We start from the raw sequence: 13,873 nt of genomic DNA, 5'->3' as shown, positions 1-13,873 counted from the left end.
CACAGCCCCCTCATGCCCCGGCGCGGTTGGTGATGAGATCATCCACCACCGAGGGATCGGCCAGCGTCGAGGTGTCGCCAAGGCTGTCAAAGTCATTCTCGGCGATCTTGCGCAGGATGCGGCGCATGATCTTACCCGAGCGGGTCTTGGGCAGGCCCGGCGCCCATTGGATGACATCCGGCTTGGCGATCGGGCCGATTTCCTGACGGACCCAGTTGGCAAGCTGCGTGCGCAACTCGTCCGTGGCCTCGACCCCGTCCATCAGGGTGACATAGCAATAGATGCCCTGCCCCTTGATATCATGCGGATAGCCCACAACCGCGGCCTCGCTGACGGTCGCATGCGCGACCAGCGCGCTTTCGACTTCCGCCGTGCCCATCCGGTGCCCCGAGACGTTGATCACGTCATCGACACGACCGGTAATCCAGTAATCGCCATCCGCATCGCGGCGGCAGCCGTCGCCGGAGAAATAGTAGCCCTTGAACATCTCGAAATAGGTCGAGACAAAGCGCGAATGGTCGCCCCAGATCGTGCGCATCTGGCCCGGCCAGCTGTCCTTGATCGCAAGCACGCCCTCGGTCGCCCCGTCCAGCTCATTGCCCTGATCGTCGAGCACCACGGGCTCGACACCAAAGAACGGCTTGGTCGCGGAGCCGGGCTTGGGGTTGGGCGTCACACCGGGCAGCGGGGTGATCAGGATGCCACCCGTTTCGGTCTGCCACCACGTGTCCACGATGGGGCAGCGGCCCTTGCCGACATTCTCGTTATACCAGTTCCAGGCCTCGGGGTTGATCGGCTCGCCCACCGAACCGAGCAGGCGCAGGCTCGACAGGTCCGATCCTTCGACGGGCCCTGTGCCCTTGCCCATCAACGCACGGATGGCGGTTGGGGCGGTGTAGAACTGCGTGACCTTGTGGCGCTCGCAGACCTGCCAGAACCGGCCCGCATCGGGGTAGGTCGGCACGCCCTCGAACATCACGGTTGTGGCCCCGTTGGCCAGCGGCCCATAGACGATATAGCTGTGCCCGGTGACCCAGCCCACATCGGCGGTGCACCAGTAGATATCGCCCTCGTGATAATCGAAAATGTATTCATGCGTCATCGACGCATAGGTCAGATAGCCGCCGGTGGTATGCACAACACCCTTGGGCATGCCGGTGGAGCCGGAGGTGTAGAGGATAAACAGCGGGTCTTCGGCGCTCATTTCCTCAGGGGCGCAGTCTGCACTGACCTTATCAGCCTCTTCATGCCACCAGAAATCCAGACCCTGCCGCCACGCCACCTGATCGCCGGTGCGCTGCACCACAAGGCATTTCACATCATCGGTGTCATGCAGCAGCGCCTGATTGACGTTGTCTTTGAGCTTGGTCTTGCGCCCGCCGCGCGGGGCGTGATCGGCGGTGATGACAACCTTGGCGTCACAGCCATTGATCCGCGCGCCCAGCGCGTCCGGCGAAAAGCCAGCGAAAACGATGGAGTGAATGGCGCCGATCCGGGCACAGGCCAGCATCGCATAGGCCGCCTCGGGGATCATCGGCAGGTAGATCACCACGCGGTCGCCCTTCTCGACACCCAGAGACTTGAGGACGTTGGCCATCTTGCCGACCTGCGCGTGCAACTCGCGGTAAGAGATATGCAGCGCCTCATCGGTGGGCTCGTCCGGTTCCCAGATGATCGCGGTCTGATCGCCGCGTGTCGCCAGATGCCGGTCAACGCAATTGGCCGCGACATTCAGCGTGCCATCCTCGAACCACTTGATCGACACGTTGGCATAGTCGAACGAGGCATTCTTCACCTTGGTGTAGGGCTTGATCCAATCGAGCCGCTTGCCGTGCTCGCCCCAGAACTCTTGCGGATCCTGAATTGACTGCGTGTACATGCGGTCATAGGCTTCGGCGTCGATGTGATATCCACGCGCGTTCGCACCTGCAGCATTAATGACATCATCCATGGCTTTAAGTCCTCCATCCCTGACACCAGATGACAGCCGGTCATGCGGTGTTGTGCTCCATGGGATACTATACCGAGGAATACGTAAAAAATTAACACTTTCGCCATAAACATGACGATTTATGTGAAAATCTCTAACTTTCTCCACAAGATTTTTGTAAATTCTTTTACTGAGTGGCTTTCGTTGAGCTTTTGCGCGCCCGGCGCTGCAATTCCTGCGGGTGGCACATGTCGCAGTGCCGCATTCCGGTCATAGAACGCCGCCACCCGCGTGGCTGCGGCACTCGGCCGCACGGCATTGAAATGACGTGGCGTCATATCCGCTCCCGACGATTCGCGTCGCCGGGCATCGGCCAGAGGAAGGGGCTTGCACCCGTCGCGAGACACGCCATCTTTGGCACAAAGGAGACCCGCGATGCCATATGCCCATTCCGACAGCTCCGAAGCGGTCCTCGCCCACCCCGCGCCGGATGTGAAAACCCGCGAAAAGCTCGAAGGCGGCAAACGCTTCGTTCTTGCGACCACGTTCGAACCTGCGGGCGATCAGCCCACCGCCATCGCGGAACTGAGCGAGGGCGTGCGCACGGGTGAGCGCGATCAGGTGCTCTTGGGCGCGACCGGCACCGGCAAGACCTTCACCATGGCCAAGATCATCGAGGAGACGCAGCGCCCCGCCATCATCCTTGCGCCCAACAAGACGCTGGCCGCGCAACTTTACGGCGAGTTCAAGCATTTCTTTCCCGAAAACGCGGTCGAATACTTCGTCAGCTACTACGACTATTACCAGCCCGAAGCCTATGTCGCCCGCTCCGACACCTATATCGAGAAGGAATCCCAGATCAACGAACAGATCGACCGGATGCGCCACTCTGCCACCCGCGCGCTTCTGGAACGCGACGACGTGATCATCGTGGCCTCGGTCAGTTGCATCTACGGCATCGGTTCGGTCGAGACCTATGGCGCGATGACGCAAGACCTGAAAACCGGCGAAAGCTATGATCAGCGCAAGATCATGGCCGATCTGGTGGCGCAGCAATACAAGCGCAACGATCAGGCCTTCCAGCGCGGCAGCTTTCGGGTGCGCGGAGACAGCCTCGAAATCTTTCCCGCCCACCTCGAGGACCGCGCCTGGCGGCTCAGCTTCTTCGGCGAGGAGTTGGAGAGCATCACCGAATTCGATCCGCTGACCGGCGAAAAGACCGACACTTTTGACCAGATCCGGGTCTACGCCAACAGCCACTACGTGACGCCCAAGCCGACGATGCAGCAGGCGATCATCGGGATAAAGAAGGAGCTGCGCCAGCGGCTCGACCAGCTTGTCGGCGAGGGCAAACTCCTGGAGGCGCAGCGGCTGGAGCAGCGCACGCAGTTCGATCTGGAGATGCTCGAGGCGACCGGCGTCTGCAACGGCATCGAGAACTATTCACGCTACCTTACCGGCCGCGCCCCCGGAGAGCCGCCCCCCACGCTCTTTGAATTCATCCCCGACAACGCCATCGTCTTCGCGGATGAATCCCACGTCTCGGTGCCTCAGATCGGCGGCATGTACAAGGGCGACTACCGGCGCAAGTTCACTTTGGCCGAGCACGGCTTTCGCCTGCCCTCCTGCATGGACAACCGCCCCCTCAAGTTCGAGGAATGGGACGCGATGCGCCCGCAATCGGTCTTCGTCTCCGCCACCCCCGCCAAATGGGAAATCGAGCAGACCGGCGGCGTCTTCACCGAACAGGTGATCCGCCCCACCGGGCTGCTCGATCCGCAGGTCGAAATCCGCCCCGTCGAGACCCAGGTCGACGACCTCCTCGACGAGGTGCGCCGGGTCTCCGAGGCGGGCTATCGCACGCTCTGCACGACGCTGACCAAACGCATGGCCGAGGACCTGACCGAATACCTGCACGAACAGGGCATCCGCGTGCGCTACATGCATTCCGACATCGACACGATCGAGCGGATCGAGATCCTGCGCGACCTGCGCCTTGGCGCCTTCGACGTGCTCATCGGCATCAACCTTCTGCGCGAGGGGCTGGATATCCCCGAATGTGGTCTCGTGGCCATACTGGACGCCGACAAGGAAGGGTTCCTGCGCTCCGAAACCTCACTCATCCAGACCATCGGCCGCGCCGCGCGCAACGCCGAGGGGCGCGTCATCATGTATGCCGACCGCATCACCGGCTCGATGCAGCGAGCGATGGACGAGACCGACCGCCGCCGCGCCAAGCAGATCGCCTATAACGAGGAACACGGCATCACCCCCGCCACGATCCGCAAGAATGTCGATGACATCCTGCAGGGTCTCTACAAGGGCGACGTGGACATGAACCGCGTGACCGCGAAGGTCGACAAACCTCTGGCCGGGGCAAACCTGCAAGCGGTGCTGGAAGGGCTGCGCACCGACATGCGCAAGGCCGCCGAGAACCTCGAATTCGAAGAGGCCGCCCGCCTGCGCGACGAGGTCAAGCGGCTGGAAGCGGTGGATCTGGCGGTGGCCGACGATCCTCTGGCCCGGCAGCAGGCGGTGGAAAAGGCAAGCGACGCCGCCGTCGGCTCGCGCGGTCGCTCCACGGCGGGGCGTCCGGGACAAAGGGGCGGGAACGTGAAGCGGCGGAAAAAGGGCGCATGATTGCGCTAAAAGACCCCGTCATCGCCCGGCTTGACCGGGCAATCTCTCTCAGGGATGCTCCGGTCAGGCCGGAGCATGACACCCGTTAAATCGAAATGATCGCACCCGCCCTCTGGCGACCCAGCACCTCATTTGCTATTGTTCAGGTATGGATACCCGGCTTCGACCCCTGATGGAACGCGCCGACGCCCACCTTGACGCCGCATCGCGCCACGCTGGCCGAGATCGTGGATGGCTTCATCGCCCCCATGCAGGTGCGCCAGACTTCACCGAAGACGAACGTGCCCACTTGCGCGCGATTGATGCAGAGCCGTTCACGCGCGTCGACAGCGAGACCGTGGCTGCCCTCTCCGCGCGGCGTGGTTGATCCGCTCCGGTCGGTCCGCGCTCTGGCCAGCCAGACAGCCCAAGACGACCATCTCCGCCCCCTCAACCCCACCGCCGCGAATGCTGTGCTGTCAGAGGTCGAACGTAACCGCGCCACTGACACCGCCTGCCTGACGCTTGCCTCTGCCGTCGCGTAGTAGAAACTGCGGAATGCGGTCTTCCAGTCGCTCATGTCGACCCCCTTTCAAAGCTCACGGTCAGGCGCCGATCCTGTCCAGCCAGGCCTGTCCCAGCCGTGCGGTGGTCTCGGCAAAGCCCGGCGCGAGCGCCTGCGGCTCGGGGGCCTCGATATGACTGCCGATCCAGGCCAGAAGGGCCATGCGGCGCAGCATCACGAAGGTATCGATCTCGGCCTCCTCCTCGGGGCTCATCGCGCGCACGGAACGATAGCCGCGCACCCAGGCGGCCTTGAGCTCCGGTATACGCGGATCGTCCTCGATGAAGCTGATCGCGGCGGCAAAATCGTAGAGAAACCATCCCCAGCCGCAATCGTCGAAATCAATCAGCCGGGTGCCCTTCGCATCCACCAACAGGTTCGCGAGCCGCATGTCGGCATGGATGAGATTGAAACGTTCGGGGGCCTTGCCAAAGGCACGCAGACGCCTGCGCGTCTTGTCTTCCACCTTCTCCAGGACCGCGGCGACCTCCCGGGTAACGTCCGGCGCGTCGCGCCAGTCGCCCCAAGTGGGATCGGGACCAAAGACCGCCGTCTCGTCCCAGGTCAGGCGGCGGAAGTCATCTGGCTTTCGCCAACTCAGCACGTGGTCGTGACAGCGCGCGGCGATCTGGCCGAGTTCCTCGAACCCGCCGGTCATATCACCGCTCTCGTCCGGGGCATCGCCCTCTACGAAGTGGAACAGCACCATGAAACGTGGCTCTGCCAACCCGTCGATGCGACCTACCTGAATTGGATCGCCATCGCATCCGACATGGACACCGGGCGTGGTCACCACACCCTTGGCATCCAGCGCCTCAAGCCAGGCCAATTCGCACTCGATGGCTCGGCGGGTATGGTAATTTTCGCGGTGGATGCGCAGCACTGCGCTGAACCCACCCGATGCCTCCACAAGATAGGTGGCGTTCTCCGACACGTTGATGAACCGCGCCCGCGCACCCTCGGGCAGGTCCCAGAGAGCGAGCGATTGCTGTGCCAGCCTGCCCAGATGGACCAGCAAGTCCTCCAGCGGCATGTCTGTTCCCGACATATTATCCCTCCTGCGGCGGTCAGATTTCCTCGAGCGCTTCGTGCGGCTGCGGCAGGATCTGGCCGCCATCCACGACAATCTGCTGACCGGTGATGTATCCGGCCTCGTCGGAGGCGAAGAACAGCGCGGCATTGCCGATATCCTCGACCGCGCCGAGCCGCTTGAGCGGAATCGAGGCGGCCATGATATCAAGGTAATCCTGCCCGAGATCCTGCAGCCCCTCGGTATAAATATTTTCCGGCATCACTGCGTTGATCGTCTTATTGTAGCGTGAAAGCTCCATCGCGGCAGTCTTGAGAAAGCCGAGTTGCCCGGCATTTGGGGAGCCGTAATGCGTCCAGCCCGGGAAGCCGGTAATCGGCCCGGTGATTGACGAGGTAACCACCACGCGTCCCTTGCCCGCCTTTTCGAAATGCGGAATCGAAGCCTTCACGCAGAGAAAGGTCGAGCGCGGGTTGGTCGCCATGGCCCGGTCCCATTCCGCCGGATCCATATCAACCATCTTGGTCTGCGGAAATGCCCCCGCATTGGCGCATATTACATCCAAACCACCCTGCACGGCGGCCGTACTATCCACCATCGCCTTGACCGACTCCCAGTCCGAGACGTCACAGATCTCATAGCGCACCTCGCCGTCGATCTCGTTGGCCGCGGTCTTGAGGTCGGCCTCATTGCGTGCTGCGATCGTAACCCTTGCGCCCTGGCGGGCAAAGACGGTGGTGATGCCACGGCCGATGCCTTTCGATCCGCCGGTCACAATGACGCTCTTTCCCTTGAGTGATGTAAGCATGGTCTGACCTTGACCTGCCACTGAGCTTTCGTCCAGCCGGAACCGGAGCCCGTTGGGTTGATACGCCGATGCCGGTGTCATCATCCTGAGGGGACGCGGAGATGAGATCGACCGGGTCCTCGGGCTCGAGCTCGGGGCCGACGACTACATCGCAAAACCGTTTGAGATCAGAGATCTGAGGGCGAAGGCCGTCCTGCGGCGTGTTCCGACCGCGCGACAGCCGGTTCAGGATGTGTCCGCACCCAAGAGCACTGGCGGTCAAGTATTGCACGGGTTGACGATTTCAAGTGAATCCCGGATTGTTCGGGATAGCTCGGGTCATGACATCGAACTGACGACCCTTGAACTCGACGTGCTGTGTGTCCTCGCCGCACGTCCCAATCGCCTATTATCCAGTGATCAGATGATGGATAATGTCAGAGGGGTCCGACTGGGCCGCATATGATCGCTCGGCCGACGGATTGATCAGCCGGTTGCGGCCAAAACTGTTCACGGATGGCAGCGGCACGAATAAGATCAAGACCATCCGTGGCGTCGGTTATGTGCTTGCGGACGAGAAATAAAGTTTCAGGGTAGCGCGTTGGCGCGGACAAAAAATCGCAATCAGGATTGACCGAGTACCTTGGCCTGCGCGATTGACCCACAACTCTCTAAATGGAGGACGCCATGACAAAAGCCCCTGTGATGTCTCGCTCGGCGCTTGGTGCTTACGACCATCTCTCGCACCCGGTCTGGCTGTTCTCGAGCGAGAGCCTCCGGATCGTATTCGCGAATGACGCCGCGCAGGACTGGTTGGGCCATGATACCCGAGAATTGCAATCCATGACCATCGCGGACCTGCGGCCTGACGCTGAACGGCGCCGTATTACCGATCAGGTTCGTCAGTTCGAGGGGCTCGCAAGCGATGCGGGAACCTGGACCATCATCGGAAAATCGGGAACTCGATTCTCCGCGTCGTTCAGCTGGAGAAAGGTCACGCTGGACGGGGAAGAGGTAATCGTGGCGAGCATTCGTGACGTCACGCAGGTCAAGCACGCCGAAACCTGGGCGAAAGCCCTGAGCATAGAAAACAGGGAGCTTGACCGAAAAGCGCGCTTGTCAGCCGAACATCTGGCGCGGCTCTTCGATGGGTTGCCGGGAAAGATGCTCGTTCTGACGCCCGGCGACTACAGGATTGTCGCGGCCACGGACGAATACGCGAACGCCGTGATGCTGAGCCGCGAGACACTTCTTGACCAGCGTTTGCTCGATCTCTTCCCGGATGATCCCTCCGAGCCCGAGGCAGATGGCATGCGCAACCTTCTTGCGTCTCTGCAGCGTGTCGAATCTCTGGCCGTGACCGATATAATGAACTTGCAGAGTTATCCTTTACGCCTGCCGGACGGCACCTACCAGGAGCGTTTCTGGCTGCCGCGCAACAAACCCGTGCTCGATGCGGACGGGCATATCATCCATATCATCCACCGAGTTGAAGACGTGACCGACGTTCTGAACGGGGCGGACCTGGAGCCTGAAAACGCGCCTGGCACATACAAAATCGACATCCAGAAACTGGCAGAGAGCCGCACCGTACTGCACGCCCTTCAGGAACGCGAAACTCGCCTGAAAACCGCCGAAAGACTGCTCGACCTCGGGTCTTGGGAATATGATGTCCAGAGCGGCGCGCTCAATTGGTCGGCGCGGGTGTTCGACATTTACGGGGTGCCGCACGAGCAGGGTGCGCCGGATTTCGACAGCTACGTGGCTCTTGTCCACCCGGACGACCGCGAGCAGATGGTGGAACACCATACCCGGTTCTTTGAGGGCAATGCGCCGGATTTCGAGTTTCAGCACCGGATCATCAGGCAGGACGGTCGGATCACGCATGTGCGCGGAGTGGGCATGCGGCATACGGCGGACGGTCGGGAGATTGTCATCGGCTTCGTGCAGGACATTACTTCGATCAAACAGGCCGAAGAGGAACTGTTGCGCCAGGCCCGGCGGCGCAGGCTCGCGGGGCGCTTGGTCCGTCTTGGCAGTTGGCGTGTCGGTATCGGGGATACCCACGTCATGTGGTGCGAGGAAACCGCAGCCATTCACGAAGAGCCCGATGGCACATCACCGACGCTTGAGGACGGGATAAACTACTACATCCCTGAACACCGGGAGCGCATCCGCACACGCTTTGACGCCTGTGTAAGTGAGGGCGAGCCGTTTGACGAGATCGTGCAGATTGTGACCGCCAAGGGGCGGCGGGTCTGGGTGCGCACCCTCGGCGAGCCGATCCGAGATGACACAGGACAGATCGTCGGTGTCGAGGGCGCATTCCAGGATATCACCGACCTGATCGCCGCCCGCGACAAGGCCGCGCAACTCTCCGCACGGCTGCGCCGGACGCTCGAAGGCATGAGCGACGCCTTTTTTCTGCTGGATGACGACTGGAACTTTGCGTTCGTCAATTCCCAGGCCGAATCCTTGCTGCAACGCACAAAGGAGGACCTGGTTGGCAGGAACATCTGGGACGTGTTTCCCGAGGCGGTCGGCACCATATTTCAGCACGAGTATGAACGTGCCGTGTCCGAGGGCCGCCCCGTCCAGTTCAGAGAGTCGTTTCCTCCGCTCGACGCGTGGTTCGAGGTCAGCGCCGATCCCACACCGGCGGGGCTGGCCGTTTATTTCGAGGATATAACCCGGCAACGCGCCCGCGACATGCAACTGCGCCTGCTCGAATCGGCAGTGTCCCGGCAGAACGACATCCTGGTGATCACCGAGGCCGCGCCAATTGACGCGCCCGGCGGCCCCAGGATCGTCTATGTCAACGATGCCTTCGAAAGGCGCACCGGATATTCGCGCGAAGAGGTGATCGGGCAGACCCCGCGTATCCTGCAAGGCCCGAAAACCCAACGTGACGAGTTGGACCGTATCCGCGCGGCCCTGGAGCAGTGGCAGCCGGTGCGATCCGAACTCATCAACCACACCAAGTCGGGAGAAGACTTCTGGATTGAACTGGATATCGTGCCGATTGCCGATGAAACAGGCAGGTTTACGCATTGGGTGGCCATCGAGCGGGACATCACCGCCCGCAAGGAGGCTGAGGAGGCACTGCAAGCCAACGAGGAACGGTTCCGTCTTGTGACCAAGGCTGCGGGCACCGCCATCTGGGACTGGGATGTGCAAAGCAAACAGCAGTGGTGGAGCGAGGGCCTGCACGATATTTTCGGACATGTCGCAGACCCGTCTGGCGCGGTGCCGACAATATGGCGCCAACACCTGCATCCCGATGACACGGCGCGGGTCGACGCGGCCTTCCAACGCCTGATCTCGGGTCAGGACACTCTCATGCGCGAACAATATCGCTTCCGGCGCGCCGACGGAAGCTGGGCCTTCGTCGAGGACAAGGCCTTTGCCTTGCATGACGACAAGGGCGACGTTCTGCGTGTTCTCGGCTCGATGACCGATGTGACCGAGCAACGGCTGCTCGAAGACCGGCTGCGCCAGGCCCAGAAGATGGAGACCGTCGGCCAACTGACGGGCGGCGTGGCGCATGATTTCAATAATTTGCTGACGATCATCCTCGGGAATGCGGAACTGCTGGAAGAGGATCTCGAAGATCAGCCGGATTTACGCAACATGGCCAGGGTGACCGCCGACGCCGCCGAACGGGGGTCTGACCTGACGCAGCGGTTGCTGGCCTTCTCGCGAAAGCAGGTGCTGGAACCCAAGATCATTGATGTCGCGCAGCTGATCCAGGGTATGGATGGCCTGTTGCGCCGCACGCTGCGCGCAGATATCGACATAAAAATATTCCGCGCTGGCGGGTTGTGGAAAATCGAGGCTGATGCAGCCCAAGTCGAATCGGCGGTTCTCAATCTCTGTGTGAACGCACGCGACGCGATGCCGGGCGGCGGCTACCTGACCATCGAAGTGGCCAATGCCATGCTTGATGACGATTACGTGGCACTGGAGCCGGATGTCAGGCCGGGCCAATATGTCGTTATCACCGTCACCGATACAGGCCACGGAATTCCTTCTGATATCGGGGACCGCGTGTTCGAGCCGTTCTTCACCACCAAGGACACCGGCAAAGGCTCGGGGCTGGGGCTCAGCATGGTCTTCGGCTTTGTCAAGCAATCCGGCGGGCATATCCGAATTTACTCGGAACTGCACAAGGGCACCGCGGTCAAGATGTATTTCCCGCGCTCGAAATCAGAACCGGAACGCATCGTGACCGAACAGACACGGCGCAGGATCACCGGCGGCAACGAGACGATCCTGGTCGTCGAAGACGATGCCGCCGTGCGCAAATTTGTAACCACGCAACTCGGCAGCCTGGGCTATCACGTTCTGGAAGCAGCAAGCGGGGCCGAGGCCATGGACGTCCTGACACGCACGCCTGTCGACCTGTTGTTCACCGACGTCGTGATGCCCGGCACCATGGGGGGCCGCGAACTCGCATCGGCGGCGCGCGAGGTCTACCCGGAGCTCAGGATTCTTTTCACATCCGGCTATACCGAGAACTCGATTGTCCACCATGGCAGGCTGGATCAGGGTGTCAGGCTTCTGAGCAAGCCCTACCGCCGGGAGTTGCTGGCCAAGAAAATTCGTGAGGCTCTGGATGACGCCGGGTCCAAGGCTCCCGACGCTGACTGAGTTCCAACGGCGATTAACGCAGGGCCGCCGACCCGCTGCCGACCGCGTGGAAGGCTCTTGTTTCCTGCTCCGATATTGACCGGCACAAATCAACCGAAGCCGCCTGCGTCAGGCCGAAGGGATCGGATACTCCGGCATGCGCATAGCGCATCAGGATCGCGGAATGCGTGGCAGTCGGCGCGATGCCATGCCTTTGCCATTTGGCAAACAGTCAAAGCGTCCCAGCTTGGATACTTACAGCAGCCTCTGCAAAGCCAACACGGTCCTTTCATGGCGGATGTTCGGCGATACGGATCAGGACAGCGCCCCATCCGGCGATCGGTTTCAAACCCTAGTCCAACGACCCAAGGCCGATATGCCGCGTGGTCTCGATCTTTGGAGATTTACCGCAGGTAAGCACGGCCATAAGCTGGACTCTTGTGAACGGCTTGGTCAACACGACATAACGGATGTCGGGCGAAAGACGCTCGACCTCGTCTTGCTCTTGTCGGTTGCACAGGAAGACGGTGAACAGTCTCGAAAAAACGCACCGATGCGTCTCGACAAACGCCGCGACATCGCCAGCCTCTCCAAGGGTGGCCACTTCGAGGATAAGTGTCGACCAGCTGTGCGGCGTGTCGCCGATCATGGCAATCAGGGGGTCGGCCTCCGGAGAGAAGTCAACCTCGAACGCCTCCCGGGAGATCCAGTCGCGGAACTTCCGGCCATTGCGATCATCAGACGCCGAGATTGCCACCCTCGGACGGCGGCTGACAGCCTCACCACCGTTGCCGCGAGAGGGCCAGACCGGGCTGCACACCCCGGCCACCCTTTGGTCGTTCTGATCAAACGGGATGACACACGGCGCTTTCAGTCCACGGCGCGCTGTCATGATTGATCCGCTTGTGCGACCGCGCTGGTCTCATCTGACCTTACCATTCGCAGCGGAGCGGGTCCGGGTCTGCGCCCCTGCACGTCCCCCTGAACCACACGCAGGTAAGGCAACAGATAGTGAGAGTCGGTGCCAAAGTCGCGCAAAACGTCGCGCTCGCTCCTGTTGTCTGGTATGATGACGGGGTCGAATTCCTGCCAGTCTGCGGGCGTCGCTGCCCCGGTTCGGTCGCGGAGTTGCAGCGCCTCGACCACGCGCAGGGTTTCTTCGATACTGCGCCCTATGAAGATCGGGTATTCGAAAATCATCCGGATGCGCATCCGTGGGTCGAGTATGAAGGACTTTCGAATGGGCCAGGTCTTGTGCTCCTGATCATGGCGCATCCCGAACAGCGCGGCGAGCTGCCCGCCGGGGTCGGCGGCGGTCGGAAACCAGACATCCGTGTTGAAAAACGCCTCGATTTCTTCGTGCCAGCCGAGTTGTTCTTCAATCGTCGACCCGGTCAAGCCAAGCGCCTTGACACCAAGCGCCTTGAAGTCGTCCTCGTTTTCTGAGATCGCGCCGAGTTCCGTTGTGCAGACAGGGGTTCGTGCCGCCGGGTGGCTGAACAGAAAGGTCCAATTGCCGTCCGACCAATCCCAAAAGTTCAACTCGCCCTGTGTCGTGTTCGCGACAAAATTCGGGAATATGTCGCCAATCTGCGGAAGCCATTTCACCGAACGCCTGTATGTGCTCGGGATCCGCATGTTACTCCCGTCCGCGCCGCGAGGCGAAAAAAACTGGATGCTCACATTATGTTCCTTTTTTAGTCCAAGAATCCGATTGCTGCTCAAATCATGGATAACGTGAGTCTGAAGCTTTCATTTCAGCGCGACATGCAAGCATGTGCAAGAATGTGTACATCGTGGCGAAATGATGGCTCTGGGCCTGTAGAATGTCACTGAGAACCGATGCGGTGGATCCCCCCTCCCGACAGCATCGCACTGCGCCAAGGCGATGTGGGTCACATCACGCGGCGGAGGAAGTATCGATGACTGAAAGTCCCATTGTTGGTCTGGACTTGGCAAAGCGGGTTTTCCAAGTTCATGGTGCCACGGCGGATGGCGGCGTCGCGCTTCGGAAGAAACTGTCACGGGATGAGGCGGGAAAACTCTCGCCACGGGCGGTAGAAGGTTCGGGGTCCGACCACTCCCAACGGACCACCCAACTGCGGGACAGCGTCCGGTCGCCTGCCGTCTAAGCGCTTGAAAAATTTGGTAGCGGAGGAGGGACTTGAACCCCCGACACGCGGATTATGATTCCGCTGCTCTAACCAACTGAGCTACTCCGCCAAACCGTGGCGGTAGTTAGGATAGGCAGGCGGGGGCGTCAAGGTGGAAAATGCCCACGCTTGCCGAACTTGTGGACGTCCGGGCTTTGCC

Annotated in this window: 10 protein-coding genes, 1 tRNA gene and 1 pseudogene; 4 read left to right on the top strand and 8 right to left on the bottom strand. The window is 61.1% G+C overall.

Annotated elements, in window-relative coordinates; genetic code table 11:
• Positions 1 to 10: 10 nt before the first annotated feature.
• Together acs and ACSSV4_RS11000 are read right to left on the bottom strand one after the other, a co-directional pair.
• A complete protein-coding gene (gene acs / locus ACSSV4_RS11005) occupies positions 11 to 1,951 on the bottom strand; it encodes an acetate--CoA ligase (protein WP_454275193.1) in 1,941 nt (646 codons plus the stop codon).
• 119 nt (positions 1,952 to 2,070) lie between these two features.
• Entirely contained in the window at positions 2,071 to 2,268 is a 198-nt protein-coding gene (locus ACSSV4_RS11000) for a hypothetical protein (protein WP_454275192.1), read from the bottom strand.
• Positions 2,269 to 2,365: 97 nt separating this feature from the next.
• Here ACSSV4_RS11000 and uvrB point away from each other — a divergent pair, with 97 nt between their 5' ends.
• Positions 2,366 to 4,570 (top strand): excinuclease ABC subunit UvrB, encoded by a 2,205-nt coding sequence (uvrB, locus tag ACSSV4_RS10995; RefSeq protein WP_454275191.1) that lies wholly within the window; start codon positions 2,366 to 2,368, stop codon positions 4,568 to 4,570.
• Positions 4,571 to 4,712: 142 nt separating this feature from the next.
• Here uvrB and ACSSV4_RS10990 read toward each other — a convergent pair whose 3' ends face one another.
• Genes ACSSV4_RS10990 through fabG form a run of 3 tightly spaced genes read right to left on the bottom strand, consistent with a single transcriptional unit; the run spans position 4,713 to position 6,952 of the window.
• Positions 4,713 to 5,129 (bottom strand): hypothetical protein, encoded by a 417-nt coding sequence (locus ACSSV4_RS10990; protein WP_454275190.1) that lies wholly within the window; start codon positions 5,127 to 5,129, stop codon positions 4,713 to 4,715.
• Positions 5,130 to 5,154: 25 nt separating this feature from the next.
• A complete protein-coding gene (locus ACSSV4_RS10985) occupies positions 5,155 to 6,162 on the bottom strand; it encodes a phosphotransferase enzyme family protein (protein WP_454275189.1) in 1,008 nt (335 codons plus the stop codon).
• Positions 6,163 to 6,181: 19 nt separating this feature from the next.
• On the bottom strand, positions 6,182 to 6,952 hold the full coding sequence (fabG, locus tag ACSSV4_RS10980; RefSeq protein ID WP_454275188.1) for a 3-oxoacyl-ACP reductase FabG: 771 nt from the start codon (positions 6,950 to 6,952) through the stop codon (positions 6,182 to 6,184).
• A gap of 413 nt (positions 6,953 to 7,365) precedes the next feature.
• Here fabG and ACSSV4_RS10975 point away from each other — a divergent pair, with 413 nt between their 5' ends.
• Together ACSSV4_RS10975 and ACSSV4_RS10970 are read left to right on the top strand one after the other, a co-directional pair.
• Entirely contained in the window at positions 7,366 to 7,515 is a 150-nt protein-coding gene (locus ACSSV4_RS10975; protein ID WP_454275187.1) for a winged helix-turn-helix domain-containing protein, read from the top strand.
• 103 nt (positions 7,516 to 7,618) lie between these two features.
• Complete coding sequence (locus ACSSV4_RS10970) at positions 7,619 to 11,581, top strand: PAS domain S-box protein (RefSeq protein WP_454275186.1); 3,963 nt, start codon at positions 7,619 to 7,621, stop codon at positions 11,579 to 11,581.
• 331 nt (positions 11,582 to 11,912) lie between these two features.
• Here the strand turns inward: ACSSV4_RS10970 and ACSSV4_RS10965 are convergent, their stop codons facing one another.
• Positions 11,913 to 12,452, bottom strand: coding sequence for a hypothetical protein (locus ACSSV4_RS10965; RefSeq protein WP_454275185.1), 540 nt, complete (start codon positions 12,450 to 12,452; stop codon positions 11,913 to 11,915).
• Positions 12,449 to 13,243: a redoxin domain-containing protein gene (locus tag ACSSV4_RS10960; RefSeq protein ID WP_454275184.1), complete on the bottom strand. Its 795-nt coding sequence runs from the start codon at positions 13,241 to 13,243 to the stop codon at positions 12,449 to 12,451. Before ACSSV4_RS10960 ends, ACSSV4_RS10965 begins: the two co-directional genes overlap by 4 nt.
• A gap of 239 nt (positions 13,244 to 13,482) precedes the next feature.
• Here ACSSV4_RS10960 and ACSSV4_RS10955 point away from each other — a divergent pair.
• Positions 13,483 to 13,593 (top strand): annotated as a pseudogene (locus ACSSV4_RS10955) (IS110 family transposase); the annotation flags it as partial.
• Between the two features lie 113 nt (positions 13,594 to 13,706).
• On the opposite strand, the gene ACSSV4_RS10950 reads toward ACSSV4_RS10955, so the two are convergent.
• A tRNA-Met gene (locus tag ACSSV4_RS10950) sits at positions 13,707 to 13,783 on the bottom strand.
• Positions 13,784 to 13,873 lie beyond the last annotated feature (90 nt).

The organism is Roseovarius sp. MBR-154 (assembly GCF_053628595.1).
Note: the sequence above shows the minus strand (reverse complement) of the source record. Positions and strands in the feature narration are given on the sequence as shown.

Bases quoted from the DNA above. Each gene is read 5' to 3' on its own strand.
- acs (WP_454275193.1), bottom strand. From the start codon at position 1,951: ATGGATGATGTCATTAATGCTGCAGGTGCGAACGCGCGTGGATATCAC.
- ACSSV4_RS11000 (WP_454275192.1), bottom strand. From the start codon at position 2,268: ATGACGCCACGTCATTTCAATGCCGTGCGGCCGAGTGCCGCAGCCACG.
- uvrB (WP_454275191.1), top strand. From the start codon at position 2,366: ATGCCATATGCCCATTCCGACAGCTCCGAAGCGGTCCTCGCCCACCCC.
- ACSSV4_RS10990 (WP_454275190.1), bottom strand. From the start codon at position 5,129: ATGAGCGACTGGAAGACCGCATTCCGCAGTTTCTACTACGCGACGGCA.
- ACSSV4_RS10985 (WP_454275189.1), bottom strand. From the start codon at position 6,162: ATGTCGGGAACAGACATGCCGCTGGAGGACTTGCTGGTCCATCTGGGC.
- fabG (WP_454275188.1), bottom strand. From the start codon at position 6,952: ATGCTTACATCACTCAAGGGAAAGAGCGTCATTGTGACCGGCGGATCG.
- ACSSV4_RS10975 (WP_454275187.1), top strand. From the start codon at position 7,366: ATGTCAGAGGGGTCCGACTGGGCCGCATATGATCGCTCGGCCGACGGA.
- ACSSV4_RS10970 (WP_454275186.1), top strand. From the start codon at position 7,619: ATGACAAAAGCCCCTGTGATGTCTCGCTCGGCGCTTGGTGCTTACGAC.
- ACSSV4_RS10965 (WP_454275185.1), bottom strand. From the start codon at position 12,452: ATGACAGCGCGCCGTGGACTGAAAGCGCCGTGTGTCATCCCGTTTGAT.